The sequence below is a fragment of the Mycobacterium sp. DL99 genome (assembly GCF_004762045.1).
In the GTDB taxonomy this organism is placed as follows: domain Bacteria; phylum Actinomycetota; class Actinomycetes; order Mycobacteriales; family Mycobacteriaceae; genus Mycobacterium.
Window position 1 is genome coordinate 5,905,109 of the sequence record NZ_SJOM01000007.1, and the last position, 25,412, is coordinate 5,930,520.

At 68.0% G+C, this 25,412-nt stretch carries 23 protein-coding genes; 11 read left to right on the forward strand and 12 right to left on the reverse strand.

The features are described from left to right. Positions 1 to 39 precede the first annotated feature (39 nt). The 4 genes from EYZ64_RS28735 to EYZ64_RS28750 are packed head-to-tail and all read left to right on the forward strand — an operon-like array spanning position 40 to position 3,900. The gene (locus tag EYZ64_RS28735) at positions 40 to 963 is read left to right on the forward strand and encodes an alpha/beta fold hydrolase (RefSeq protein ID WP_167858012.1); all 924 of its coding nucleotides are present in this window, start codon (positions 40 to 42) and stop codon (positions 961 to 963) included. After that, positions 960 to 2,147 (forward strand): LLM class flavin-dependent oxidoreductase, encoded by a 1,188-nt coding sequence (locus tag EYZ64_RS28740; protein ID WP_135459004.1) that lies wholly within the window; start codon positions 960 to 962, stop codon positions 2,145 to 2,147. Before EYZ64_RS28735 ends, EYZ64_RS28740 begins: the two co-directional genes overlap by 4 nt. After that, positions 2,147 to 3,157, forward strand: a complete 1,011-nt coding sequence (locus tag EYZ64_RS28745; RefSeq protein ID WP_135459006.1) for a zinc-binding dehydrogenase — start codon at positions 2,147 to 2,149, stop codon at positions 3,155 to 3,157. The genes EYZ64_RS28740 and EYZ64_RS28745 overlap by 1 nt, the downstream gene beginning before the upstream one ends. A gap of 20 nt (positions 3,158 to 3,177) precedes the next feature. Further along, on the forward strand, positions 3,178 to 3,900 hold the full coding sequence (locus EYZ64_RS28750; protein WP_135459009.1) for an SIMPL domain-containing protein: 723 nt from the start codon (positions 3,178 to 3,180) through the stop codon (positions 3,898 to 3,900). Here EYZ64_RS28750 and EYZ64_RS28755 read toward each other — a convergent pair. The 6 genes from EYZ64_RS28755 to dacB all read right to left on the reverse strand — a co-directional run bounded on the left by EYZ64_RS28755 (position 3,897) and on the right by dacB (position 10,734). Next, positions 3,897 to 4,202 (reverse strand): hypothetical protein, encoded by a 306-nt coding sequence (locus tag EYZ64_RS28755; RefSeq protein WP_135459011.1) that lies wholly within the window; start codon positions 4,200 to 4,202, stop codon positions 3,897 to 3,899. The genes EYZ64_RS28750 and EYZ64_RS28755 overlap by 4 nt on opposite strands. Before the next feature lie 280 nt (positions 4,203 to 4,482). Further along, positions 4,483 to 6,708, reverse strand: coding sequence for a molybdopterin-dependent oxidoreductase (locus EYZ64_RS28760; RefSeq protein ID WP_135459013.1), 2,226 nt, complete (start codon positions 6,706 to 6,708; stop codon positions 4,483 to 4,485). A 19-nt stretch (positions 6,709 to 6,727) separates the two neighbouring features. Further along, a complete protein-coding gene (hpt, locus tag EYZ64_RS28765) occupies positions 6,728 to 7,315 on the reverse strand; it encodes a hypoxanthine phosphoribosyltransferase (RefSeq protein ID WP_135459015.1) in 588 nt (195 codons plus the stop codon). A 37-nt stretch (positions 7,316 to 7,352) separates the two neighbouring features. Continuing rightward, complete coding sequence (gene tilS / locus EYZ64_RS28770; RefSeq protein WP_135459017.1) at positions 7,353 to 8,312, reverse strand: tRNA lysidine(34) synthetase TilS; 960 nt, start codon at positions 8,310 to 8,312, stop codon at positions 7,353 to 7,355. Continuing rightward, the gene (locus EYZ64_RS28775) at positions 8,291 to 9,367 is read right to left on the reverse strand and encodes an Rv3626c family coenzyme F420 biosynthesis-associated protein (protein ID WP_167858014.1); all 1,077 of its coding nucleotides are present in this window, start codon (positions 9,365 to 9,367) and stop codon (positions 8,291 to 8,293) included. Before EYZ64_RS28775 ends, tilS begins: the two co-directional genes overlap by 22 nt. Then, complete coding sequence (dacB, locus tag EYZ64_RS28780; RefSeq protein ID WP_135459019.1) at positions 9,355 to 10,734, reverse strand: D-alanyl-D-alanine carboxypeptidase/D-alanyl-D-alanine endopeptidase; 1,380 nt, start codon at positions 10,732 to 10,734, stop codon at positions 9,355 to 9,357. The genes EYZ64_RS28775 and dacB overlap by 13 nt, the downstream gene beginning before the upstream one ends. Before the next feature lie 127 nt (positions 10,735 to 10,861). Between dacB and EYZ64_RS28785 the strand changes: the two genes are divergently transcribed. Together EYZ64_RS28785 and EYZ64_RS28790 are read left to right on the forward strand one after the other, a co-directional pair. Then, a complete protein-coding gene (locus EYZ64_RS28785) occupies positions 10,862 to 11,350 on the forward strand; it encodes an inorganic diphosphatase (protein WP_135459021.1) in 489 nt (162 codons plus the stop codon). Positions 11,351 to 11,411: 61 nt separating this feature from the next. Further along, positions 11,412 to 11,933 (forward strand): 2-oxo-4-hydroxy-4-carboxy-5-ureidoimidazoline decarboxylase, encoded by a 522-nt coding sequence (locus EYZ64_RS28790; RefSeq protein WP_167858015.1) that lies wholly within the window; start codon positions 11,412 to 11,414, stop codon positions 11,931 to 11,933. Between the two features lie 34 nt (positions 11,934 to 11,967). On the opposite strand, the gene EYZ64_RS28795 is transcribed toward EYZ64_RS28790, so the two are convergent. Genes EYZ64_RS28795 through EYZ64_RS28805 form a run of 3 tightly spaced genes read right to left on the reverse strand, consistent with a single transcriptional unit; the run spans position 11,968 to position 14,258 of the window. After that, positions 11,968 to 12,807: an SDR family NAD(P)-dependent oxidoreductase gene (locus EYZ64_RS28795; protein WP_135459027.1), complete on the reverse strand. Its 840-nt coding sequence runs from the start codon at positions 12,805 to 12,807 to the stop codon at positions 11,968 to 11,970. A gap of 19 nt (positions 12,808 to 12,826) precedes the next feature. Continuing rightward, positions 12,827 to 13,234 carry a hypothetical protein gene (locus EYZ64_RS28800; protein WP_135459029.1) on the reverse strand — a complete coding sequence of 136 codons (408 nt, stop codon included), beginning with the start codon at positions 13,232 to 13,234 and terminating at the stop codon, positions 12,827 to 12,829. 55 nt (positions 13,235 to 13,289) lie between these two features. Continuing rightward, on the reverse strand, positions 13,290 to 14,258 hold the full coding sequence (locus tag EYZ64_RS28805) for a TerC family protein (RefSeq protein ID WP_135459031.1): 969 nt from the start codon (positions 14,256 to 14,258) through the stop codon (positions 13,290 to 13,292). Between the two features lie 239 nt (positions 14,259 to 14,497). On the opposite strand from EYZ64_RS28805, the gene EYZ64_RS28810 reads away from it, so the two are divergent. The 5 genes from EYZ64_RS28810 to EYZ64_RS28830 are packed head-to-tail and all read left to right on the forward strand — an operon-like array spanning position 14,498 to position 22,060. Beyond that, positions 14,498 to 18,430, forward strand: a complete 3,933-nt coding sequence (locus EYZ64_RS28810; RefSeq protein ID WP_135459033.1) for a Pls/PosA family non-ribosomal peptide synthetase — start codon at positions 14,498 to 14,500, stop codon at positions 18,428 to 18,430. Next, positions 18,427 to 19,764, forward strand: coding sequence for a M1 family metallopeptidase (locus EYZ64_RS28815; RefSeq protein WP_135459036.1), 1,338 nt, complete (start codon positions 18,427 to 18,429; stop codon positions 19,762 to 19,764). Before EYZ64_RS28810 ends, EYZ64_RS28815 begins: the two co-directional genes overlap by 4 nt. Further along, entirely contained in the window at positions 19,761 to 21,011 is a 1,251-nt protein-coding gene (locus EYZ64_RS28820) for an MATE family efflux transporter (protein ID WP_135459038.1), read from the forward strand. The genes EYZ64_RS28815 and EYZ64_RS28820 overlap by 4 nt, the downstream gene beginning before the upstream one ends. Positions 21,012 to 21,035: 24 nt before the next feature. After that, positions 21,036 to 21,722 carry a polyprenyl-phospho-N-acetylgalactosaminyl synthase PpgS gene (gene ppgS / locus EYZ64_RS28825; protein ID WP_135460310.1) on the forward strand — a complete coding sequence of 229 codons (687 nt, stop codon included), beginning with the start codon at positions 21,036 to 21,038 and terminating at the stop codon, positions 21,720 to 21,722. Then, positions 21,719 to 22,060, forward strand: coding sequence for a DUF2304 domain-containing protein (locus tag EYZ64_RS28830; RefSeq protein WP_135459040.1), 342 nt, complete (start codon positions 21,719 to 21,721; stop codon positions 22,058 to 22,060). Before ppgS ends, EYZ64_RS28830 begins: the two co-directional genes overlap by 4 nt. On the opposite strand, the gene EYZ64_RS28835 is transcribed toward EYZ64_RS28830, so the two are convergent. Genes EYZ64_RS28835 through EYZ64_RS28845 form a run of 3 tightly spaced genes read right to left on the reverse strand, consistent with a single transcriptional unit; the run spans position 22,057 to position 25,402 of the window. Beyond that, positions 22,057 to 22,638, reverse strand: a complete 582-nt coding sequence (locus EYZ64_RS28835) for a TetR/AcrR family transcriptional regulator (RefSeq protein WP_135459042.1) — start codon at positions 22,636 to 22,638, stop codon at positions 22,057 to 22,059. The genes EYZ64_RS28830 and EYZ64_RS28835 overlap by 4 nt on opposite strands. 1 nt (position 22,639) lies before the next feature. Then, positions 22,640 to 24,421 (reverse strand): N-acyl-D-amino-acid deacylase family protein, encoded by a 1,782-nt coding sequence (locus tag EYZ64_RS28840; RefSeq protein ID WP_135459044.1) that lies wholly within the window; start codon positions 24,419 to 24,421, stop codon positions 22,640 to 22,642. 39 nt (positions 24,422 to 24,460) lie between these two features. After that, a complete protein-coding gene (locus EYZ64_RS28845) occupies positions 24,461 to 25,402 on the reverse strand; it encodes a GDP-mannose 4,6-dehydratase (RefSeq protein ID WP_135459046.1) in 942 nt (313 codons plus the stop codon). Between the last annotated feature and the right edge of the window lie 10 nt (positions 25,403 to 25,412).

The following is a 25,412-nucleotide window of genomic DNA, read 5'->3' on the forward strand; positions in this document are numbered from 1 at the left end:
AGGCTTACGCAGCCGTCGATCGTGTGCTTGGGTGAGATCGTGCTCACACCAACCGAACGGTTAGTCGATACAAATGGCGTGACATTGACGGTGACCGAGGCGGGTGAACGCGGAAATCCGGTGGTGGTTCTGGCCCACGGATTCCCTGAGCTCGCGTACTCGTGGCGGCACCAGATCCCGGCGCTCGCGGCGGCCGGCTATCACGTTCTGGCCCCTGACCAGCGCGGCTACGGCGGCTCATCGCGCCCCGAAGACATCGACGCCTACAACATCGTGGAGTTGACCGCCGACATCGCCGGCCTGCTCGATGACGTCGGTGCCGAGCAGGCGGTTCTCATCGGCCACGACTGGGGCTCGCCGGTCGCGACCAACTTCCCGTTGTTCTACCCGGACCGGGTCAGAGCAGTCGTGGCCATGAGCGTGCCGCCGGTACCTCGAGCGCCCGCACCCCCGACGCAGATCTGGCGCAAGATCGTCGGGGACAACTTCTTCTACATCCTGTACTTCCAGGAACCCGGTATCGCCGATGCCGCGTTGGGCGCCGACCCGCGTGAGTCGATGCGCCGGATGCTCTCGATGGAAGGCATCAGTGCGCCCCCGGAAAGCCTGTCGGGACGACCGGTCCCGCCGCTGCCGGACTGGATCAGCGCCGACGAGTTCGAGCACTACGTGCAGGCGTACACCGAGAACGGCTTCACCGGGCCGCTGAACTGGTACCGCAATTTCGACCGGAACTGGGAGCTGACCGAAAACACTCCCGCACCGACCATCACGGCGCCCACCCTGTTCCTGGCAGGTACCGCGGATCCGGTACTTGGCTTCACCCCGCGTGACCGGGTGCACGACGTGGTCAGCGGCGACTACCGCGAGGTGCTGATCGACGGCGCCGGGCACTGGCTGCAGCAGGAACGGCCTGACGAGGTCAACAAAGCGCTCTTGGAGTTCCTGGGAGGCCTGCGGTGAGTCCTTTGAATTTCGGCGTATTCATCACTCCCTTCCACCCCGTAGGCCAATCCCCCACCACCGCGCTGCAATACGACATGGACCGGGTCGAGGCGCTGGACCGCCTCGGCTACGACGAGGCCTGGTTCGGCGAACACCACTCCGGCGGTTACGAACTCATCGCCTGTCCCGAGGTGTTCATCGCCGCCGCGGCCGAACGGACCAGACACATCCGGCTGGGCACCGGTGTGGTGTCACTGCCGTACCACCACCCGCTCATGGTGGCCGACCGCTGGGTGTTGCTCGACCACCTCACCCGTGGCCGGGTGATGTTCGGAACCGGGCCCGGGGCACTGCCGTCGGATGCCTACATGATGGGTATCGACCCGGTGGACCAGCGGCCGATGATGCAGGAATCCCTCGAGGCGATCCTGGCGTTGTTCCGCGCCGCACCCGATGAGCGGATCGACCGCAAGACCGAGTGGTTCACCTTGCGCGACGCCGCCCTGCACATCCGTCCCTACACCTGGCCCTACCCAGAAATATCCACTGCGGCAATGATTTCCCCTTCCGGGCCGCGACTGGCCGGGGCATTGGGCACGTCCCTGCTGTCCCTGTCGATGTCGGTACCCGGCGGCTACGCGGCCGTCGAGACCACGTGGGACACGGTGCGCGACCAGGCCGCCAAATCCGGCCGGCCCGAACCGGACCGCAAGAACTGGCGGGTGCTGGGCATCATCCACCTCGCCGATACCCGTGAGCAGGCCATCGAAGACTGCACATATGGCCTGCAGGACTTCGCCAACTACTTCGGGGCAGCCGGCTTCGTGCCGCTCTCCAACGAGACAGGACCGGCCCCGTCCGCATATGAGTTCGTGGAAAACTATGCGGCGGGGGGCAATTGCTGCATCGGCACCACCGCCGACGCCATCACCTACATTCAGGACCTGCTGGACCGCTCGGGCGGGTTCGGCACCTTCCTGCTCCTCGGCCACGACTGGGCGCCGCCGGCCGCCACCTTCCACTCCTACGAACTGTTCGCGCGTGAGGTGATCCCTCATTTCAAGGGCCAGCTCACCGCCGCCCAGGCGTCCCACGACTGGGCGACGGGCATGCGGGATCAACTGCTGGGCCGCGCCGGGCAGGCGATCGTCAACGCGATAACCGAAGCCGTCACCGAGGACACCGCCGGAGAGGAGGGTTGATGCGCGCCGCGGTCCTGCGCGGCGGACGGATGGTCGTCCGCGACGACGTGCCCGAACCGGTGCCGGGGCCCGGCGAGGTACTGGTCGAGGTGAAGGCCTGTGGAATCTGCGGCTCCGACCTGCATTTCGCCACCCACGGCGCCGACATGCTGGCCGCAAGTGCGGACATGGAGGGCGTACCCGACATCGACATCGACCTGGCCGGTGACGTCTTCATGGGCCACGAGTTCAGCGCGGAGATCCTCGACGCCGGCCCGGGGACCGAGGCGCCCGCGGCCGGCACCCTGGTGACCTCCGTACCGGTGCTGATCTCGGCCGGCGGCATCGCACCGATCGTGTACAGCAACAGCACCCTGGGCGGATACGCCGAGAGGATGCTGCTGTCGGCACCGCTGCTGCTACCAGTACCCAACGGCCTGAGCGCCGAACACGCCGCGCTCACCGAACCGATGGCCGTCGGCCTGCACGCAGTCAACGCGTCGCGCATCGAACCCGGCGAGGCGGCACTCGTCGTGGGCTGCGGCCCCGTCGGTATCGCCATCATCGCCGCGCTGAAACTTCGGGGCGTGGAAACCATTGTGGCGTCGGACTTCTCCCCCGCCCGCCGTGAACTCGCCGCCACGATGGGCGCGCACGTCACCTTGGATCCGGCCGTCGATTCCCCGCTCCATCAGTGCAAGCCCGCGGTGGTGTTCGAGGCCGTCGGCGCCCCCGGCGTCATCGATGACGTGCTGCGCCGCGCACCCGCGGGCGTCCGACTGGTGGTGGCCGGGGTCTGCATGCAGCCAGACACCGTGCACCCGTTCTACGCGGTCACCAAGCAGATCAACATTCAGTTCGTCTTCGGCTACGACCCCGCCGAGTTCGCGAACTCGTTGCGCGCCATCGCCGAGGGCGAGATCGACGTCGCGCCGATGGTCACGGGAACCGTCGGCCTCGACGGCGTGAGCGCCGCGTTCGGCGAACTCGCCTCCCCCGACCGGCACTGCAAAGTCCTGGTGACCCCGTGACGTCCCGGTAGGGTTCGGTCATGCCGATCGGGAATGCGAAATTGCGGGTACTCGGCGTTGCCGCCGCGGGATTGATCGCCGTCAGCGCAAGCGCGTGTGATGCGACCTCAGGCCCCGCCGCGGGCGCGCCGGACGGCGCCCGGCAGGTGACCGTCGTCGGATCCGGCCAGGTGCAGGGCGTACCGGACACCCTGACCGCCGATGTGGCGATGGAGTTCACCGCCCCGGACGTGTCGGGCGCGCTCAACCAGTCCAGCCAGCGCCAGCAGGCCGTGATCGATGCGCTGGTCGGATCGGGCATCGACCGCAAGGACATCAGCACCACGCAAGTGAGCGTGCAGCCGCAATTCACCGATAGCAAGATCTCGGGTTACCAGGCCAGCAACGCGATCAAGGTGAAGATCCGCGACACCGCCAAGGCCTCCCAGACCCTGGCGCTGATCGCAAGCACCGGAGGCGACGCCACCCGCATCAACTCGGTCAACTACTCGATCGAGGACGACTCGGACCTCGTGCGCGACGCCCGCGCCCGGGCATTCGACGACGCCAAGAACCGCGCCGATCAATACGCCGGGTTGTCGGGACTTCACCTGGGCAAGGTGATCTCGATATCCGAGCAGTCCGGTGGCTCCACCCCGCCCACGCCGACCCCGATGCCACGCGCGGCGATGGAAGCGGTTCCGCTCGAACCCGGTCAGCAGACGGTGAACTTCTCCGTGACCGTGATCTGGGAGCTGACCTAGGCCGCCGCGCAGTCGGCGGCTGCGGCGCGGAGTGCCGCGACTCGTTCGCGGATGCGGTACTCCGTGGAACGCGGCATCCCGCAGGGGCGGTAACGCCCGTGCCTGACCCGGCACACCCTGCCGTGGGCGATCTCCCAACGCAGGGCGTCGGAGATCGCCTTCGACGGCCGTCCCCTAGTGGTGAATCCCTGATCCTCGAGTGCATCGACCAGATCGGCCACCGACTGCGCGCCGTGCTGAAGAAGCTGCACCGTCAGCACATAGCGAAGGTTGGTGCCCCGCAGCAGGAGTTTGTCCCTCATGGCGTCACGGTGCCAAGAGGGACCGACAAGTCACGCCAGTCACAAATTCCAGCGGGGTATCCGATGTGCCCGGCTATCAGCGACTTTTCAGCGACAATCGCCACATCGACAACATGGAACTCACCAAACCCATTGTCGCTAACCAGTTTTGCGACGCCAGCATCTCTGACCCCACGAGCCTCATCAGTCCAGCGCCCGACTCATAGCGACTCTGTCGCTGACAGCCGGGCAGGTCGGACATCGCTTTCCCGCGCCGACACGCCGAGAGGTCTAGCCGGGGTCAACCCGCTGGTGCGATGTCGACGGGGATGCCATTGAGCACCGCGGTGCCCGACAACGGATCCAGATGTGCCCCGTCGTTGAGTTGATTGACGTTCGCCCCAGGCCGGCTGGCCGCGAGTTGCTGGCCGGTGCCGCCGCGGTCATGTCCCCAGCCATGGGGCAGCGAGACCACGCCGCGCCGCATGCCGTCGTTCACCTCGATCGGGGCCAGCAGTTCACCGCCGGGGCCCTTGATCACGGCGATGTCGGTGAGTCCCAGATCAGCGGCATCGTCGGGATGGATCTGCAGGGTGCACCGGTTGGAGCCGCCCGACAGCGCCGGGAGGTTGTGCATCCAGCTGTTGTTGGACCGCAGATGACGCCGCCCGATCAGCAGGAACCCGCCTACCGCGCGGCCGAGTGCATCGCGCAGCCGCGCCACGTCGGCGACGATCGGCTCCGGCGCGAGTTCGATTCGCCCGCTTGGGGTTCGCAGGACCTCGGGGACCCGCGGTTTCAGCGGCCCCAGGTCGATGCCGTGCGGGTTGGCCTTCAACAGCTCCATGGTGAGCCCGTCGGGCTTGGCACCGAACGCGTCGCCGTAGGGCCCGAGCCGCAACATCATGTCGAGGCGGCGTTCGTACCCGGGGCCGTCGTACAACATCGAGGTGAGCTCTTCGACGTCGCGGCCCGCCACCGGCGAATCGGGGTCGGCTGTCTCCTTCGCCAGCGTCTTGGCGATCACCTGGGCGTCGACGAGAGCCGGATCCCCATCGGCCCCGATGCCGTAGAGGATAAGGGCGAGCCGGGACAGGATCTCGGGCTCGTCGGGCCGTCCGTCCAGTGGCAGTGCCGGCGGGGAGTACCGCACGTTGTTGCGGACGGCGAGGTTGTTCAGCGCCACGTCGAAGTGCGCGCTGCAGGCCGGCGGGGGCGGCGGCAGGATGACGTCGGCGTGGCGGGTGGTCTCGTTGAGGTACGGATCGACAGACAGCATGAAGTCGACCCGGTCCAGGGCCCGGTCGAGGCGGTCGCCGTCCGGCGCGGAAAGCACCGGGTTTCCGGCGATCGTGATCATCGCCTTGATCTGCCCTTCACCGGCGGTGTCGATCTCCTCGGCGAGCGCGGCCGCCGGCAGTTCGGAGAGCACTTCGGGATAGCCCGAGACCCGACTGGCCCACCGCCCGGTCTGGAATCCGCGGCCGGGTTTCGGCGGGCGCGGTGCGGGTGCGGCGGCTCCGAGCGCGAACATCGCTCCGCCGGGGCGGTCGAGGTTGCCGGTGAGGACGTTGATCACGTCGACGAGCCAGCTGCCGATGGTCCCGAACTCGACTGTGGACGTACCCATCCGGCCGTAGACGGCGGCGGTCGGGGCGGCGGCGAGCTCGCGGGCCAGATCCCGGATCTCTTCGGCTGCCACGCCGCACGCCTGCTCGACGGCCTCGGGTGAGAACTCGTCGGCCAGGTCACGGACCTGCTCGACCCCGGTGACGTGCTCGGCGAGCCCGCCGAGTTCGACGAGCTCCTCTTCGAACAGCACGTGCACGATGGCGAACAGCAGCGCCGCATCGGTACCCGGCCGCGGGGCGAGGTGGCGGTCGGCCAGTTTGGCGGTCTGGGTGCGGGCCGGATCGATGACGACGAGCTTGCCGCCGCGTTTACGCAAGGCCCGTAGCTTGCCTCCGAAGTCGGCGGCGGTGGCCAGGCTGCCGTTCGACACCAGCGGATTCGCACCGATGATCACCAGATAGTCGGTGCGGTCAAGATCGGGGACGGTGAACGCGACCGGGCTGCCGAACATCAGGCCCAGCGCGACGTGCTTGGGCATCTGGTCGAGCGTGCTGGCACTGGACACCTGCCGGGTGCCGAGGCCCCGGATGATCAGCGGCGCGTACAGACTGCCGGCGATGGTGTGCGCGTTCGGGTTGCCGAGGTAAACCCCGACCGCGGCACCGCCGTGCTCGGCGATCACCGCGGCGAGTCGCTCGGCGACCACCGCGTACGCCTCAGCCCAAGTCGCTTCGGTGAGTACGCCGTCACGCCGGATCAGTGGGCGCGTCAGCCGGTCCGGATCGTTGTCGAGCTCACCGAAGCTGGCGCCCTTGGGGCAGATGAATCCCGCACTGAACACGTCGTCACGATCGCCGCGGGCGGCGGTCACCCGACCGTCGGAGATGGTGAGCGTCAGGCCACAGGTGGCCTCGCAGAAGGGGCAGATCCGAAGGGCCGTGCGGGTATCAGCCATGCCTGCGATTCTGCGCCGGTCAGGGCGTTTCGTACACCTTCGGTTCCAGGGTGCCGATGTAGGGCAGATCGCGGTAGCGCTCGGCGAAATCCAGGCCGTATCCGACGACGAACTCGTTGGGGATGTCGAAGCCCACGTAGGCGACGTCGAGTTCGGTCCTGACGGCGTCGGGCTTGCGCAGCAGCGTGCAGACCCGCAGCGACCGCGGGCCACGGGTGGCCAGGTTGCGCAGCAACCAGGACAGGGTCAGCCCCGAGTCGATGATGTCCTCGACGATCAGCACGTCGCGGTCATTGATGTCGCGGTCGAGGTCTTTGAGGATGCGCACCACACCCGAGGACGAGGTGGACGAGCCGTACGAGCTGACCGCCATGAACTCCAGCTGCGTGGGCAGCGGGATGGTCCGGGCCAGATCGGTGACGAACATGACCGCGCCCTTGAGCACGGTGACCAACAGCAGGTCGTCGTTGCCCAGATTGTCTCGGTATTGCTCGGCGATCATCTCGGCGAGTTCGACGGTGCGGGTCCGGATCTGCTCCTCGGACAACAGCACCGATTTGATGTCTCCCGCATACAGCTCGGCAGAGTCGACAGCCACATCGAACAGCGTGCCATGCGAGGCAGCTGCTTTCCAACGCGGATCGCTAGACCGGTTCGGTATGCATCATCAGCACGCCGCCGCGCCGCGCCGCGAACAACCGCTGTTTGCGCAGCCCGGACCCGACGGCCACGCCACCCTGCCCGCGCCAGGCCGTCACCAGCCGGTCGACGCCGCGGATCTGGATGTCGGTCAGATCACACGCGCCGCTGTCCAGCAACCAGGCCCGGATCACCCGGCGCCGCACCGCGTCGGGCAACGGGGCCAACCCGGCGGTGTCCAGACCGCCGGCCTCGATGCGCGCCCCGGCCAGGGCCTCGCCGGCCAGCGCGTCGAGCGTCTCGGTGTCCTCGCGCAGCGCGGTCGCGGTGCGGGCCAGGGCCTCGGCCACCCCGCCGCCGAGCACGTCCTCCAGCAGCGGCAGCACCTCGCGGCGGAGCCGGACCCGGGTGAACCGGGGTTCGGCATTGTGCGGGTCCTGCCACGGGCTGAGGCCGAGTTCGTCGCAGACGGCGTGCGTCAGTGTGCGACGCACCCCCAGCAGGGGCCGGTGCCAGGGCGGGTCATGCGGGCGCATCCCGGCGATCGAGCGGGCACCCGATCCGCGGCCCAGCCCGAGCAGCACCGTCTCGGCCTGGTCGTCGAGCGTGTGGCCGAGCAGTACCGGGGCGCCGGCACGGGCCGTGTCGAGTGCTGCGTAACGGGCCTGACGTGCCGCCGCCTCCGGCCCGCCGGTACGGCCTACGTCAACCAGAAGAACATGCGCTGCAACGCATCCCAATGCCATCGCCTGCCTGCGCGCAGCTTCGGCGACGGCGTCCGATCCGGCTTGCAACCGGTGGTCGACGATCAGCGCGGTGGTGGGCCGCAGGCCGGCCGCGACGGCGGTCAACGCCAGGGAGTCCGGGCCGCCCGACAATGCCACACACCATGTCGAGCCATCGACGCCCTCGCCGGTGGCCGCGACCGCTTGCCGCAGCGCGGCTACAGCACCCGTTCGATCCATCGTTGCGGTTCGTCGATCTCGTCGGGTTGCGGCAGGGTGTCGGGGCTGGACCAGACCGTGTTGAACCGGGCCATCCCGACTTCCCGCACCACATGGTCGACGAATGCCTTGCCCCGGGTGTACTGGCTGATCTTGGCATCGAAGCCCAACAGGGCGCGGACCACGCGCTGCAGCGGGGGCTGCTTACGCTGCCTGCGTTCGTCGAAGCGACGCCGGATGGTCGAGACCGTGGGCACCACCGCCGGCCCGACGGCATCCATCACGTGATCGGCGTGCCCCTCCAGCAGGGTGCCCAGCACCAAAAGCTGATCGAGCGCGCGGCGCTGCGGCTCGGCCTGCACGGCACGCATCAGGCCGAGCACGCCGCTCGAATTCGGGTCCGGCGCCGACCCGTTGCGTTGATCGCGGACGAACTGCGCGAGCCGGCCCACCAGCTCGGCGACATCCTCGCCGGCGTCCTGGGTGAGCACGGCCAGCGCCTGCGACATGTGGTCGGCCAGCCAGGGGTTGGCGCGGAACTGCACCCGGTGGGTGACCTCGTGCAGACACACCCACAGCCGGAAATCAGCTGGGGCGACACGCAATTGACGTTCCACCGCGATGACGTTCGGATACACCAGCAGCAGCTCGCCACCGTCGGGGCCGAACGGGTCGTACTGGCCGAGGATGCCCGAGGAGATGAACGCCAGCACCGCACCGGTCTGCGCCCCGGTCACCCGGCCGGTGATGAATCCCGGTTTGTGCGTGTCACTTTCGTCACCGGGTTGGAGGCCGGTGGTCATCACCCGCATCGACCGGGTGGCCGCCTGGATCCACTCGGGACGGTCCACCACGCGGGCCTCGGGAACCTCGACACCCTCGATCAGACCCGTGACCTCACGCACCGGCAGCTCGGCGGCCTTCGAACTCTCCGAGAGCTGCTCGATCACCTGGTTGCGGGTGTAGTCGCTGGAGGCCGGGGCCGGCCGGGCCAGCTTCGCCCCGACCGTTGCGGCGAAATCCCAGTCGACCGCGCGGCCCGCGGTCATGGCGACCTTGTCGCTCACGTGCCACATCCGCACGACCGCAGCGACGCGGCCAGCTCGTCGATCGCGGTGCGCCCGGTGGGCCCGGCGTTGTTGGAGATCAGCGCGAACGTGAGCACCCGCCCGCTGTCGTCGGTGACGATGCCGGCCAGCGCGTTGGTCCCGGTCAGTGACCCGGTCTTGGCCCGCAGCCAGCCCGCGGCGTCACGGCCGGCGTCGGTGTCCAGGTACCGGTTGGACAACGTGCCGCTGCCGCCGGCGATGGGTAGCAGGTCGACCAGCGGCCGCACGGCGGGCTCGGTGTTGCCCGCCGCGATGTTGACGACCTCGTCGAGAATCCGGGCGGTCAGCCGGTCTTCGGTCGACAGGCCGCTGGAATCGACCAGCCTGGCCGCCGACATGTCGATGCCGATGCCTTCTAGTTGGGTCAGCACGGCGTCGACACCGCCGTCGAAACTCTGCGGCCGGTGCAGTTGGGCGGCAACCTCACGGGCGATCGACTCGGCCATCACGTTGTCGGACTCGTTCATCATCTGGCGCAGCCGCTCGATCAGCGGCGCGGACTGCACCGCGGCGATCTGCTTGCCCGGCACCGCATTGGCCAGCACGGTCACCGTCGCGGGGTCCACCTTGAGTGCGGCGGCCAGGGCCCGGCCCGCGTCCAGCGCGGGTGTGGTCGACCGCCTGGATTCCACCGTCGTCGGCTGGATGCGTCCACCGTCGAGCATCACCGGCTCCATCGGTGCGATGTCACCGCCCTCGATATCGGCAGGGTCCCAGCCCGGCGCCATCGTGGGGCCGCTGTACTCGCTGATGTCCACCCGGACCGCGGTGACCGTGATGCCGCTGTTGCGCACCTGCTCGGCCAGGTCACTGATCCGGGCCGCGCCTTTGTACCAGGTGTCGGTGTCCGCGGGCGCCGCCGAGAGCGTGGTGTCCCCGCCGCCCTTGAGCACCACCAGACCGGGCTGCGAATCGACGGCCAGGACGGTGGTGGCGAGCCGGGCATTGCGGTCCAGCGTGAGCAGCGCAGCCGCCGTCGTCAGAACCTTGTTGACCGAAGCCGGCTGCATCGGCACCCCGGAATTCTGTTCCCACAGTTCAGCACCGGTCTCGGCGTCGGTGATCCGGCCGGTCACCTCACCGAGGTCGGGATTCGCCAGGGCCGGGCCCAGCGCGGCGGCCAGGCCGCTCACGGTCGGTGTCGGCGCCGACATGTCCACCGGGACGATCCCCGGGCTGGCCGTCGCCGGCGGGGGTGCCGGCGGAGCCGCCTCGGCATCGCTGGACCGGTGCCCGGTGAGTACGGCAGCAACCGCGACGACGGCGGCGACCAGCACCAGGACCACGACGCCAACCGCCACATGGGTGGACTGCCGCCACCGAGTGGGCCGCATATTTCTCCTGCTCTGCCGGTGGTGGGGACGAGCCACCCGTTTAGGCCAGACTATCGCTCTATTAGGGTTGACCCGCGTCGTCGCCCGACGACCCACGACTGACCGCAGATGCGAAGGAGCCACGACGGTGAAGTTCGACGTCGTCATCGAGATCCCGAAGGGTTCGCGCAACAAGTACGAGGTTGACCACGAGACCGGCCGGGTCAAGCTCGACCGCTACCTCTACACGTCGTTCGGTTACCCGGCCGACTACGGGTTCTTCGAGGACACCCTCGGCGAGGACGGCGATCCGCTGGACGCGCTGGTGCTGCTGCCCGAGTCGGTGTTCCCCGGCTGCATCGTCGAGGCCCGCCCGGTCGCGATGTTCAAGATGACCGACGAGGCCGGCGGCGACGACAAGTTGCTGTGCGTGCCGGCCGGCGATCCCCGCTGGGACCACATCCAGGACCTCGGTGACGTGCCGCCTTTCGAGCTCGAGGCGATCAAGCACTTCTTCGTGCACTACAAGGACCTGGAACCGGGCAAGTTCGTCAAGGCCGCCGATTGGGCGGGCCGCGAAGAGGCCGAGGCCGAACTGCAGCGCTCGATCGAGCGGTTCAAGAGCTCAGGTCACTGATTTAGCCTCGCTGTAACACGGGGTAACTCCCCTGTGCTCTGCGCCTCTCATGCTTGACCAGGTGTTGATGCATCAGGGCATGGGACTTGAGGCGTACAACGCACTGCCCCTGCGGCGTGCGGTGCATGCCGTGTACGAGTGCTGCTACAGCGTGGTGCTGGCGACCGACCTCGCCGGTGGGCGCCCGTTCGCCGACCACGATTCGCTGTTCCGGCAGGCCGACACCCTGCTGTTCAGCCTCGGTGAGGGTTCCATCGACCGCGTGCTGCAGGCCTATCCGCATATCGGCAGGCGTCCGCGCAGCCCGAAGTCGGTGTGCGAACAGTGCTCGGTATGGGATGACGATCCCGCGGTGATGTCACAGCTCAGCACCGAGGACGTCCACTACACCGAGCGGTTCGGTTTCGGTTTCGTGATGTTCGTCGAGGACTGCTGCGCGCACCGGGCCCTGGCCGGGATCATCGACCGGTTGCACAACGACCAGGAGACCGAGCGCAAGGTCGTCCGCAACGAGCTGGCCCGGATCAACCGGGCCCGCCTGGAACGCATGCTCGGCCCCGAGGGCGGCTACTACAACTGGTAGCCGTATCCGCCTGCGTCGCGGTATTCGAGCTCCATCAGGCCCGGCGGGGCACCCCGAAGATCTTCGCCATGATCCGATCCCGCAGCGCCGCAGGGGTGTTCCGCATCAAGGCCACCTGAACCTTGTTGCCCAATCCGACCAGGTACCGGGCCCTCGGCTTGTCCGCGGTGAGCGCCTCCTGCACTACCGCAACCACTTTCGCCGGCGGCACGGCCATGCGCTGCGACACCGGGATGAACTTCTTCATCCCCTCGATGTGCTTGGCGTACAGAGCCCGTTGCTCGAGCGGTATCCCCGCCTCCACCTCGACGACCATGTCATCGGCCTTGCGCCACATGTCGGTGTCGGTCTGCGCCGGCTCCACCACCACCACGGGAATGCCCCAGGGCCTCAGCTCGATTCGCATCGCCTCGGCACCGGCCTCCAGAGCAAACTTCGACGCGGCGTAGGCACCGAGCATCGGCATGGACATCTGGCCGTTCACGCTCGAGATGAAGACCACCCGGCCACGGGATTCGCGCAGCCTCGGCAGTACCGCCCTGGTAACCGCGAACTGGCCGATCACGTTGACCTCCAACTGTTTACGCCAGTCGTCGGCCGTCAATGCCTCGATCGGCCCGGCGACCACGATGCCGGCGTTGTTCACCACCGCATCCAGTCGCGCCGGCAGCGCAGCGTCCAGCGCGTCGATGTTCCCGGAATCGGTGACGTCGAGGATCACCGCAGAGATGCGCTGCGGGTCGACCTCGGTGACCGAGGCGGCATCGGCTTTCGAGCGCACTCCGGCGATGACGTCCCATCCGGTCGCGGCCAGGTGTTCGACGATGGCTCTGCCGATTCCACGGCCGGCGCCGGTGACCAGAACTGAAGGCATACCGGCGAGGGTACGTCGCTTACGACGCTCTCGCCTGCGACCGCAACTCCAGCCTGCGCAGCACGTCGGCCCCGAGTCCGTGCGGGTCCTGGCCCGCCGTGGCCGGGATCAGGGTGACACCGTCGGCCACCTCGGCGGCCTTGATATCGGCGATCAGGCCGGCCAGGCCGTCCACCGTCCCGACGTAGCGCACCTGCGCCTCGGGGCCGGCCACCGTCAGGCTGCAGCGGGCCGAGCGGTAGTCCCCGGCGACGGCAACCGTGACATCGAGGATCACCGAGACGCCGTCGTCCTCGGATTTCAGGCCGGACCGGATCCGGCGCGCCTGGGCCAGGTCGGGCGCGGAGATCCGCGCCGTCGGCTCGTCACCGTCGGTCAGCTCGGTCCAGGACTCGGCATCCGCCACGAATATCCGCACCCCGGCCACGCTAAGCGCGAATACCGCACCAGCACAGAGTTACGTTCAGCCGGAATCCAAGGGACTACCGGGCGTCACGTACCCGGGTCTTGTACAGGCTCGCGGCGGTCGTGATGGCGAGCGTCACCACGATCACGCCGAGGCTGGCCAGGGTCGGGATCTCCGGAACGTGCACCGGCTCGCCACCGTTGATGAACGGCAGCTCGTTCTCGTGCAGCGCGTGCAGCACCAGCTTGACGCCGATGAAGGCCAGGATGAACGCCAGCCCCTGCGAGAGGTAGACGAGCCGTTTGAGCAGGTCACCGAGCAGGAAGTACAGCTGCCGCAGCCCCATCAGGGCGAACACGTTGGCAGTGAACACCAGGTAGGGCTCCTGGGTCAGGCCGTAGATCGCCGGGATCGAGTCCAGCGCGAACAGCAGATCGGTGGTGCCCAGCGCCACAATCACCAGGAACATCGGCGTCATCAGCCGCTTGCCGTTCTCGTGCACCCACAGCCGCAGACCGTCCCACTTGTCGGTGGTCCGCAGGTGCTTGCGGGCAAACCGCACCAGACCGTTGTCGCCGTCGTCGTCGTGGTCGGTGTCACGGACCAGGTTGATCGCGGTGTACACCAGGAACGCACCGAAGATGTAGAACACCCAGGAGAACTCGTTGATCGCGACCGCGCCGAGCGCGATGAAGATGCCGCGGAAGATCAGCGCCAGGATGATGCCGACCAACAGGGCCTGCTGCTGGTAGATCCTCGGCACCTTGAAGCTGGCCATGATGATCAAGAAGATGAACAGGTTGTCCACCGACAGGCTGTATTCGGTGAGCCATCCGGCGAAGAACTCCAGCCCGAACTGGCTGCCGTGGAAGTACCACACCCACACGCCGAAGGCCACCGCCATGCCGATGTAGATCGACAGGTACGTCGCGGTCTCCCGCGTGGTGGGTTCGTGGGGGCGTCGTCCGATCACGACGACGTCGAACAGCAGAACGGCGATGGTCACTGCGAGGGTGACAATCCATTCCAGCTGGGTTACCTGCATCGAGAATCCTCCGGTCGTCAAAACGCCGGAGGTCTCTTCCACCGGTTACAACACACCGGTCCGCGACACCGATCGATCATTGACGACCGACGTGATGACGACATCGCAGCGAAAGGAATACTCCCCTCCGCCGACCAGTCTGCCTGACGGATCCCACGAACCGAAATCGAAGCGGCACGCCGGACCGACCCGCCGTGCGCCACTGGGCCGTGATGGCCGGGGCTTAGTAGTTTGTACTCGTGACAGCTCCCGCCGGTCCGCACGAGATTCCCCCGCAGTACGTGCTATCCCCACTGGCACCCGAGCCGCGCACTCTCGTCGACATCCTCCACGACACGGCCCGGCGTTTTCCCGACGCACCCGCCCTCGACGACGGCACGGTCCAGCTCACCTACGCCGAGCTGATCGCCGACGTCGCCGACAGTGTGTCCTGGCTGGCAGCACGCGGTATCGGCCGCGGAGACAAGCTCGGAATCCGGATGCCCTCGGGCAGCTATGCCCTGTACGTGGCGATCCTGTCAGTGCTGGCCTGCGGCGCGGCATACGTCCCGGTCGACGCCGACGACCCCGACGAACGCGCCGAGCTGGTATTCGGGGAGGCCAACGTGGTCGGCGTGATCACCGAGGCCGGGCTGGTGCGCGGACCGGGTTCGTCGCGGGGCTGGCGGGCCGCGGAGCCGCTGGGTCGCGACGACGCCTGGATCATCTTCACGTCGGGCTCGACGGGCACCCCGAAAGGTGTGGCCGTCACCCATCGCAGCGCCGCGGCGTTCGTCGATGCCGAAGCACAGATGTTCTTGACGGACAACCCGATTGGCCCCGGAGACCGGGTGCTGGCCGGGCTGTCGGTGGCCTTCGACGCGTCGTGCGAGGAGATGTGGCTGGCCTGGCGGCACGGCGCCTGCCTGGTGCCCGCCCCACGGTCACTGGTGCGCAGCGGCATGGACCTGGGCCCCTGGCTGGTGAGCCGTGACATCACCGTGGTGTCCACCGTTCCGACGCTGGCGGCGCTGTGGCCGGCCGAGGCACTGGAAGCAGTGCGGTTGCTGATCTTCGGGGGCGAGGCCTGCCCACCTGAACTCGCGGCCCGGCTCGCGGTGGACGGCCGGGAGGTGTGGAATACCTACGGCCCCACCGAGGCGACCGTCGTGGCCTGCGCCGCGCAGCTGGACGGGCAGGGCCCGGTCAGCATCGGCCTGCCGCTGGCCGGCTGGGACCTGGCGGTGGTCGACAAAGATGGCCTGCCGGTGGCGATCGGCGACGTCGGCGAGCTCGTGATCGGCGGGGTGGGCCTGGCCCGCTACCTCGACCCCGAGAAGGATGCCGAGAAGTACGCGCCCATGCCGACGCTGGGCTGGAACCGGGCCTACCGCAGCGGTGACCTGGTGAGATTGGAGGCCGACGGCCTGTACTTCCAGGGCCGCGCCGACGATCAGGTCAAGGTCGGCGGCCGCCGCATCGAACTGGGCGAAGTGGATAACGCGCTCGTGCACCTGCCCGGCGTGAGCGGCGGTGCGGCAGCGGTCCGCAAGACCACCAGCGGCACCCCGCTGCTGGTCGGCTACATCGCCAGCGCCGATCCGGAATTCGACCTGGCCGCCGCGCGCGCCGCGCTGTCGGAGTCGCTGCCTGCCGCCCTGGTGCCCAGGCTCGTGCTGCTCGACGAACTACCGACCCGCACGTCGGGCAAGGTGGACCGCAACGCACTGCCGTGGCCACCGCCCGGAGACGCCGATCAGGAGGCGCCGCAACTCGACGGCACCATGGGCTGGCTGGCCGGCTTGTGGCGCGACGTGCTCGGCACGCCCGTCGAAGGGCCGGAGGCCGATTTCATCGCGCTGGGCGGCGGTTCGCTGTCGGCTGCGCAGCTGGTGGCCGCACTGCGACGGCGCTACCCGCTGGTGACCGTCGCCGACCTCTACGATCACCCCCGGCTCGGCTCGCTGGCCGGCTATCTCGACGAGCTCAAACCACCGCCGGAGATCCAATCCCGCGAGGTCAAACCGACTCCGCTGTTCACCCAGGCCGCACAGGTCGCATTGTCACTGCCGTTGGCCACCCTCACCGGCATGCAATGGGTGGTCTGGCTGGCCATTTTGAACAACGTGGCCGCCCAGACGGGGATCGTGTCGTGGGCGCATCCGCTCAGCTGGTGGTGGGTGCTGGCCGGGTTCCTGCTGTTCGTCACGCCACTGGGCCGCATGGGCATCGCGGTGCTGTTCGCCCGGATGCTGCTGACCGGACTCGAGCCCGGCACCTATCGCCGTGGCGGCGCCGTGCACCTGCGGGTGTGGATCGCCGAACGACTGGGCGCTGCCAGCGGTGCGGAGAACCTGGCCGGTGCACCGTGGATGGTCTACTACGCCCGCGCGCTGGGCAACAGCGTCGGCAAGGGCGTCGACATGCACTCGGCTCCGCCGGTGACCGGCATGCTCAAGATCGGCCACCGCGCCTCGGTCGAGCCCGAGGTGGACCTGACGGGGCACTGGATCGACGGCGACCTCTTCCACGTCGGCCCGGTGTCGATCGGCAACGACGCCACGATCGGCGCCCGCACCACGCTGCTACCCGGGGCGAGCGTCGGCAAGAACGCCGACGTCGCCCCCGGATCGGCAGTGGTCGGCAAGGTCAAGAACGGTCAGTTCTGGAAGGGCTCGCCGGCCGTGAAATCGGGCAAGGCCCGCCACCCCTGGCCGGATCACCGGCCGGGACGCGCCCCGGTGTGGGTCGCGGTGTACGGCGTGTCCTCGCTGCTGCTGGCCGGTCTGCCGCTGCTCGCTCTGGCCGCCGGCCTGGCGGTGATCGTCTGGGCCGTGCACGGCACTGCCTCACCGGCCGACGCCGTACTGCCCGCGCTCGCATGGACCCCGGCCGCGGCCGTCGTCGCGCTGCTGACCTATGCCGCGCTGACCGTGATCGGCGTGCGCATCCTCTCAGTGCGGCTCTCGGAGGGCTACCACCCCGTACGCAGCCGCGTGGGCTGGCAGCTGTGGACCACAGAACGCCTGATGGATGCGGCCCGCAACTACCTGTTCCCGATCTACGCCAGCTTGCTGACACCCTGGTGGCTGCGGCTGCTCGGCGCGAAAGTCGGGCGGGACACCGAGATCTCGACAGCCCTGTTCACCCCGAAGTTCACCGAGGTCCAGGACGGCGCGTTCCTGGCCGACGACACCATGGTGGCGTCCTATGAGCTGGGCGGCGGCTGGATCCACGTCGCCAAGGCCACCATCGGCAAGCGCGCGTTCCTCGGCAACTCCGGCATCACCCAGCCCGGCCGCAAGGTGCCCGACGACGGCCTGGTGGCCGTGCTGTCGGCTACGCCGCACAAGGCCAAGGCCGGCTCATCCTGGCTGGGCAGCCCACCGGTCCGGTTGCGCCGCAACGCCACCGAGGCCGACGCACTACGCACCTTCCACCCGTCGATTCGGCTCAAGATCATGCGCTCGACCGTGGAGACCTGCCGGGTGATCCCCGTGATCGTCACCTTCGCGATCGGAGTCGCGGTGCTGGGGGCGATGCAGGCCGTGACGATCCGGTTCGGATTCCTTTGGGCGACGCTGACCGGCGGCTTGGTGTTGCTGGCCGCCGGCGCCGTGGCCGGGACCATCGCGGTGATCGCGAAGTGGTTGGTGGTCGGCCGGATCCGCGCCGTCGAACACCCCCTGTGGTCATCGTTCGTGTGGCGCAATGAGGTGTCGGACACCTTCGTCGAAACCGTCGCGGCCCCCTGGTTCGCCCGGGCTGCCAGCGGCACCCCCGTGATGAACCTGTGGCTACGCGGGCTGGGAGCCTCGATCGGCCGCGGCGTGTGGTGCGAAACCTACTGGCTGCCCGAAGCCGATCTGGTGGCACTGGACACCGCCTCCACCGTCAACCGCGGCTGCGTCGTACAGACCCACCTGTTCCACGACCGCATCATGCGGTTGGACAGCGTTGTGCTCGAAGAAGGTTCGACACTCGGGCCGCACTGCGTGGCGCTACCCGCGGCCCGACTGGGTGCCGGCGCCACGGTCGGACCGGGCTCACTGGTGATGCGCGGCGACGAGGTACCGCCGTCGACGAGGTGGCAGGGCAACCCGATCGCGCCGTGGAACATGTTCGGCAAGAAGCGTTCCGCCGACAAGACCACCGACAAGACCGCCAAGAAAACAGAAGACTCCGCCGCGTGACCCGATCGAAGAAAGCAGCGAAGAAATTGGCACCCCCGCCCGTTATCGACCCGTATCTGCCGCGCAACGGCAATTTCGGGTACCGGGTGTCGCGCTACGAACTCGACCTCGAGTACAAGGTGGCGATCAACCGGCTGGCCGGGACAGCCACGATCACCGCGGTCACCCTGGCCGCGCTGCGCACCTTCACCCTCGACCTGTCCGACGCCCTGACGGTGTCGCGGGTGTCGGTGAACGGCCGCCGTCCGACCCAGTACCGATGTTCTGGCGGGAAGCTGTCGGTCACCCTGTCCTCGGCGTTACCGGCCGGGGCCGCGATGACCATCGTCGTCCGCTACAGCGGAACCCCGCGCCCCATCGCAACATATTGGGGTGACGTCGGTTTCGAGGAACTGTCGAACGGGGCCCTGGTGGCCGGCCAGCCCAACGGGGCGGCCTCCTGGTTCCCGTGCGACGACCACCCCAGCTCGAAGGCCAGTTACCGGATCCAGATCAGCACCGACAGCCCGTACTACGCCCTGGCCAACGGTGAACTGATCTCCCGCAAGGCCCGCGCCGGGCACACCGTGTGGACCTACGAGCAGGCCGAGCCGACGTCGAGCTACCTGATCACCCTGCAGATCGGCCAGTACGAGAGCCAACGGCTGACCAAGACGCCGGTACCGATGCACGCGGTGCTGCCCGCTCGGTTGCGGCGCGAGTTCGACCACGACTTCGAGCACCAACCGCAGATGATGAAGTTGTTCATCAAGCTGTTCGGCCCGTATCCACTGGCCAGCGGCTACACCGTGGTGGTCACCGACGACGATCTCGAGATCCCGCTCGAAGCCCAGGGCATCTCGATCTTCGGGGCCAACCACTGCGACGGGCACCGCGGCGCCGAACGGCTCATCGCCCACGAACTGGCCCACCAGTGGTTCGGCAACTCGGTCACGGCGCGACGCTGGCGCGACATCTGGCTGCACGAGGGATTCGCCTGCTACGCGGAGTGGCTGTGGTCCGAGCACAGCGGCGGCCACACCGCCGCCGAGTGGGCCGAGCACTACCACGAGCGGCTGCGCGACAAGCCCCAGGACATTCTGCTGTCCGATCCCGGGCCCGAGGACATGTTCGACGACCGTATCTACAAGCGCGGCGCACTGACCCTGCACGCGCTACGCACTCTGATCGGCGACCGGAATTTCTTTGCGCTGCTGAGGGATTGGACAGCCCGCTACCGACACAGCACGGCGTTTACCGACGATTTCACCGGGCTGGCCGCCGGCTACACCGACGAGCCACTGCAATCGCTGTGGCAGGCCTGGTTGTACTCCAAAGAGCTGCCGGACCTGTGACCGATGCCGGCGGCGCACCCGCACCCGGACCGGTCACGCGCAGCAGCGTCGCCCGCGTCGGCGCGGCGACGGCGCTCAGTGCGCTGTGCGGCTACGCCGTGCTGTACCTGGCCGCGCGCGATCTCGAGCCCGCCGGCTTCTCGGTCTTCAGCGTGTTCTGGGGTGCGTTCGGCCTGGTGACCGGGGCTGCCAACGGTCTGCTGCAGGAGGCCACCCGCGAGGTGCGCTCGTCTCGGCACCGCGACCTCAGCGGCGGGCCGACCACCCACCCGATGCGGATCGCCGCCCTGGTCGGCATCGTCGCGGCCCTGGTGATCGCGGCCAGCTCACCGCTGTGGAGCGGGCACGTGTTCGCCGAGTCGCGCGCGCTGAGCGTCGTGCTGCTCAGCGTCGGGCTGGCCGGATTCTGTCTGCACGCCACGCTGCTCGGCATGCTCGCCGGGGTGAACCGCTGGACCGAGTACGGGGCCCTGATGGTCACCGACGCCGGAATCCGGGTGGCCGTGGCCGCGGCGACGTTCGTGCTCGGCTGGGGGTTGGCCGGGTTCCTGTGGGCCACCGTGGCCGGAGCGGTGGCCTGGCTGATCATGCTGATCGCCGCGCCGGCGGCGCGCCTGGCGGCCGGGCTGCTCACCGCGGGCAGCCCGTCGACATTCCTACGCGGGGCCGCACACTCGATCGCCGCGGCCGGCGCCAGCGCGATCCTGGTGATGGGCTTCCCGGTGCTGCTCAAGGCCACTTCGGGGGATCTGGGCGCGGCCGGCGGTGTGGTGATCCTCGCCGTGACGCTGACCCGCGCCCCGCTGTTGGTTCCGCTCACCGCGATGCAGGGCAATCTGATCGCACACTTCGTCGACCAGCGCGACAAACGGCTGCGGGCACTGTTGGCGCCGGCGGCCGCGGTAGCCGCACTGGGTGCGGTGGGCGTGGCCGCGGCCGGGCTGCTCGGCCCCTGGCTGCTGCGAGTCGGGTTCGGCGACGAGTACCGCGCCGGCGGCGCCCTGCTGGCTTGGCTGACCGCGGCCGCCGTCGCCATCGCGATGCTAACGCTGACCGGCGCCGCTACCGTCGCAGCCGCCCTGCACCGGGCCTACGCACTGGGCTGGATCCTCGCCACGGTCGCAGCGGTGGCACTGCTGTTGCTACCGGTGGGGCTGGAGACTCGGACCATCGTCGCGCTGCTGTGCGGACCGCTGGTAGGAATCGCTGTTCACCTGGTCGCGCTGGCCAAGCTGGCAATGCAGTGACCGTGTAGTTTGGTGCCCATCGACATGCGCTTTCACGACGTTTGGATCATCATCCCCGCCTTTAACGAGGCGAGCATCATCGGCGACGTCATCTCCGACGTGCGCTCCGTTTTTCCTAACGTGGTGTGCGTCGACGACGGCAGTCGCGACGACACCGCCGATATGGCGTTCGCCGCCGGCGCACACGTGGTCCCCCATCCGGTGAACCTCGGTCAGGGCGCGGCCATTCAGACCGGGGTCGAGTACGCCCGCAGCCGTCCGGGTGCCCGGGTCTTCGCCACCTTCGACGCGGACGGGCAGCACCAGGTCAAAGATGTGATCCGGATGATCGATCGGCTCGATACCGACAACGCCGATCTCGTGGTGGGCACCAGGTTTGCCGGCACGGTCACCCACGTCCCGCCGGTCAAACGCGTCATCCTGCGCGCCGCGGCGTTTCTCAGCCCGCAGAGCCGCAGCCTCGGCCTCACCGACGCACACAACGGACTGCGGGTGTTCAACAAGACTGTCGCCGATGCACTCAACCTGACCATGAACGGCATGAGCCATGCCGGCGAGTTCATCGCACTGGCAGCCGAAAACCATTGGCGGGTGGCCGAGGAACCGGTCGAGATTCTCTACACCGACTACTCGAAGTCGAAGGGACAGCCGCTGCTGAACGGCGTCAACATCGTCTTCGACGGACTGCTACGCAGGAGGATGTCCCGGTGAACTGGATTCAGGCCCTGCTGATCGTCTCGGTGCTGGCGCTGTTGGCCTACCTTCTGGGATCTCGACGCAGCGCACGGTCCAAAGCCTGGGTCAAGGTCGGCTTCGTGCTGTTCGTGGGCGCGGGCATCTACGCCATCCTTCGGCCCGACGACACCACGGTCCTCGCGAATTGGCTTGGCGTGAAACGCGGTACGGACCTCATGGAGTACGTGCTGATCATCGCGTTCGTGTTTGTCACGCTGTCGACATACCTGCGCTTCAAGGACATCGAGCTGCGCTACGCCCGGCTGGCCCGGTCCGTGGCTCTGCAGAACGTACGGGTGCCGGAAGATACCTAGCGGCTCAGCAACGCCGCCAACATTTCGATCCTGGCATCCTCCAGCTCGGGCATCGGCAGAACGCGCCGCACCATGGCGGCCCCGTCGAATGTGTTGATCACGATGGTCAGGATTACGGCGAAAACATCCTCGGGGAACTGATCCATCCCGGGCGCGCCCTTGGCAATTTCGTAGATGCTGGCGATGTACTCGGCAAGCACGGTCTGCAATGCGGCCCTGAGCTTTTCGTCGGTGCGCGCCGCCGTGAGCAGCTCATGCCACACGGTGTTGGTGTCGCTACCCGCGATGTCGCGCAGGATCCTCAACTGCGCCGGCAACGGCGGCTGCTCGGCGGCGATGTCCGCGCCCAACTTGCTGCCCAGCTCCAGCTGACGCCGTGCCACCTCACGGGCCGTGGCCGCCATGAAGTCGCTCATGGTGGGGAAATGCCGGAACAGCGCACCGTCGGAAACCTTGGCCCGCTTGGCGATCACCGCTGCCGAGGCCTTGGCATAGCCGACCTCGATGATGGTGTCGATGGCGGCGTCGAGTAGTCGTGCGACGGTTTCCTCGCGGCGCTGCTGCTGGGTTCTGGCCATGTCAGACCGGCGTATGGTCCAGGTGCTTGGTTCCCGCCCGAAGGTAGTGGCCCGATTTCACCGACTCACCGTAGCCGTCGCGGAACTGGCCGTTGCGGAACACCACCTGCCCGTTGACGGCGGTGGCGACGACGGCGTCGTCGTTGCGGTTCACCATGCGGCTCAGCCCGCCGTAGAACGGGACCGACTCCTCGTGGTACGCCTCCACCGAGTCGTTCAGGCCGGCCGGATCGATGACCACGAAATCGGCCCGGTCACCTTGGCGCAGCGTGCCGGCCGACACGCCGAACCAGTCGGCCACCTCGGCGGTCAGCCGGTGGACGGCGTGCTCGGTGGACATGAACGGCCTGCCGCCGAGCTGTGCGTCGCGCACCCGCTTGAGCAGCTTCACCGGGTAGTTGTAGAACGCCATGTTGCGCAGGTGCGCACCGGCATCCGAGAAGCCCATGTGCACCGAGGGATCCGTCGCCAGCCGGTCGAGGTACTTGGGGCGGTTGTTGGCCACGATGGTGGTCCATCGAACGTTGCGCTCACCGTTGTCGACCAGCACGTCGAGGAAGGCGTCGAGGGGGTGGATGCCGCGCTCGTCGGCGATCTGGCCGAAGCTCTTGCCGATCAGCGTCTTGTCGGGGCATTCGACGATGGTGGCGTCATGGAAGTCGCGGTGCCACAGGGTCGGTCCGAGCACGCGGCGGTCGAACGACTTCCGGAACCGGCGGCGGTACTCAGGATCGGCGAGCAGCTTGTTGCGCTCGATCTGATCCTTGAGGTGCAACGCCGCAGTACCGGCGCCGAACTCCTCGAAGACCGGCAGATCGATTCCGTCCGAATACAATTCGAACGGCACGGGCAGATGCTGGAATCGCACCTTGGCGCCCAGGAGCCGGTTGAGCAGCCGGATGCCCGGCCCCAGCACGTGCACCGCGACGGGCGCGGACTTGGCATCAGCCGAGACCAGCAGGCTCATCCGGACACCCTGACGCCGACCAAACAGGCCGCTGCTCTCCAGGAAGAAGTTCAGTGCCTCATAGGCTTTGGCCGTACTCGGCGCGCTCTGCAGCATCCGTCCGCGCTTGCGCAGCACCTTGATCAGGCGCCGGCGCTCACGCCAGGTCGCGAACGTCGATGGCAGTGCACGGGACCGGAACCGGTCCCCGTCGAGCTTGTCGATCGCCGCGTCCATCCCGGACATACCGAGCATGCCCGCTTCGAGGGCCTCGTCGAGCTTGGCCGCCATGGTTTCCAGCTCGGCGTCGGTCGGAGTGACCCCGCGGGTGGTGGCCCGGTCCAGCCCCAGCACCGAGGCCCGCAGGTCCGAATGCCCCAGCAGCGACGCGATATTCGGGCCGAGCGGCAACTCGTCGATGACCTTCACGTACTCGGCGGGACCCGACCAGGTCTTGTGTTGCTGCAGGGCGCCCAGCACGAACTGACGCGGGACCGCCTCGACGCGGCTGAACAGGTCGGCAGCGTCCTCGGTGTCGGCGTAGACGGTGGACAACGAGCACATGCCCAGCAGCACCGTGGTCACGCCGTGGCGCACCGACTCCCGCAGGCCCGGATCGAGCAGGACCTCGGCGTCATAGTGCGTGTGCACGTCGACGAAGCCGGGCAGCACCCACTTGCCGCCGGCGTCGATGACGTCCGGACAGTCGGACTCATCGAGCGGGGTGGCCGATACCGCGGCCACTACCCCGTCACGAATCCCCAGCGTACGAACCTGCGGCGGGGCGCCGGTGCCGTCGAACCACAGGCCGTTGCGAACGATGACGTCGTAGGACATGACGCAACGCTAAACGAGAAAGTGAGTACTCACAATCTTTTAGTGGGAATTACCCCGGAAGAATTCGACCGTCCTGGGGATACCCGCGGCCAGATCCACCTGCGGCCGCCAGCCCAGCACGTCGCGGGCCCGGCTGATGTCGAGCTGGGAACGACGCAGGTCACCGAGCCGCGGCGGGTGCATCTCCGGTTCGTCGGCGGCACCGACAGCCAGCGCGATCGCAGTGTGCATCTCGCGGGTCGATGTCTCCACCCCGGTACCGACGTTGAACCGTTGACCGCCGCCGTCCGGTCCGGACGCCTTGACGAAGGCGTCGACCACGTCGTCGACGTACACATAGTCGCGGGTGTCGGAGCCGTCGCCGAAAATCTTGGTGGGCCGCCCGGCCAGCAGCGCCTGAGCGAAGATCGCCACCACACCGGCCTCACCGTGCGGGTCCTGACGCGGACCGTAGACGTTGGCCGGCGCGATGTGCGAGCAATCCAGGTTGTACAGATTGCGGAACATGTTGAAGTAGACCTCGCCGGCCACCTTGCTCGCCGCATACGGCGAAGCCGGATTCGTCGGGGTGTCCTCACTGGTCGGATAGGACGGCGGGGTGCCGTACACCGAACCGCCGGAGGAGGTATGCACCACCTTGCGCACACCGGACTGACGGGCCGCCTCAGCCAGACGCACCACGCCCACCACGTTCACCGTGGAGTCCAGTTGCGGATCGTCCACCGAACGCTTCACCGAGATCTGGGCGGCCAGGTGGAAGACCACCTCGGGCTGGGTGTCCTTGAACAAGCCCAGCAGATCGGCGTCGACGATGTCGGCCTTGACGAACTCGAAGTTGTCGCTGTTGTCGGCGCTGCTCAGGTTCTCTGCCCGCCCCGAGCTCAGGTCATCGAGCCCGACGACGCTGTGCCCGTCCGCCAGCAGGCGGTCAACCAGCGTCGATCCGATGAAACCTGCCGCTCCTGTCACCAGTGTTCGCACCGGCTCACCA

Coding starts and splice junctions, on each gene's coding strand:
- EYZ64_RS28745 (WP_135459006.1), top strand. CDS start 2,147: ATGCGCGCCGCGGTCCTGCGCGGCGGACGGATGGTCGTCCGCGACGAC.
- EYZ64_RS28750 (WP_135459009.1), top strand. CDS start 3,178: ATGCCGATCGGGAATGCGAAATTGCGGGTACTCGGCGTTGCCGCCGCG.
- EYZ64_RS28755 (WP_135459011.1), bottom strand. CDS start 4,202: ATGAGGGACAAACTCCTGCTGCGGGGCACCAACCTTCGCTATGTGCTG.
- EYZ64_RS28760 (WP_135459013.1), bottom strand. CDS start 6,708: ATGGCTGATACCCGCACGGCCCTTCGGATCTGCCCCTTCTGCGAGGCC.
- tilS (WP_135459017.1), bottom strand. CDS start 8,312: ATGGATCGAACGGGTGCTGTAGCCGCGCTGCGGCAAGCGGTCGCGGCC.
- EYZ64_RS28775 (WP_167858014.1), bottom strand. CDS start 9,367: ATGTGGCACGTGAGCGACAAGGTCGCCATGACCGCGGGCCGCGCGGTC.
- dacB (WP_135459019.1), bottom strand. CDS start 10,734: ATGCGGCCCACTCGGTGGCGGCAGTCCACCCATGTGGCGGTTGGCGTC.
- EYZ64_RS28795 (WP_135459027.1), bottom strand. CDS start 12,807: ATGCCTTCAGTTCTGGTCACCGGCGCCGGCCGTGGAATCGGCAGAGCC.
- EYZ64_RS28805 (WP_135459031.1), bottom strand. CDS start 14,258: ATGCAGGTAACCCAGCTGGAATGGATTGTCACCCTCGCAGTGACCATC.
- ppgS (WP_135460310.1), top strand. CDS start 21,036: ATGCGCTTTCACGACGTTTGGATCATCATCCCCGCCTTTAACGAGGCG.
- EYZ64_RS28835 (WP_135459042.1), bottom strand. CDS start 22,638: ATGGCCAGAACCCAGCAGCAGCGCCGCGAGGAAACCGTCGCACGACTA.
- EYZ64_RS28840 (WP_135459044.1), bottom strand. CDS start 24,421: ATGTCCTACGACGTCATCGTTCGCAACGGCCTGTGGTTCGACGGCACC.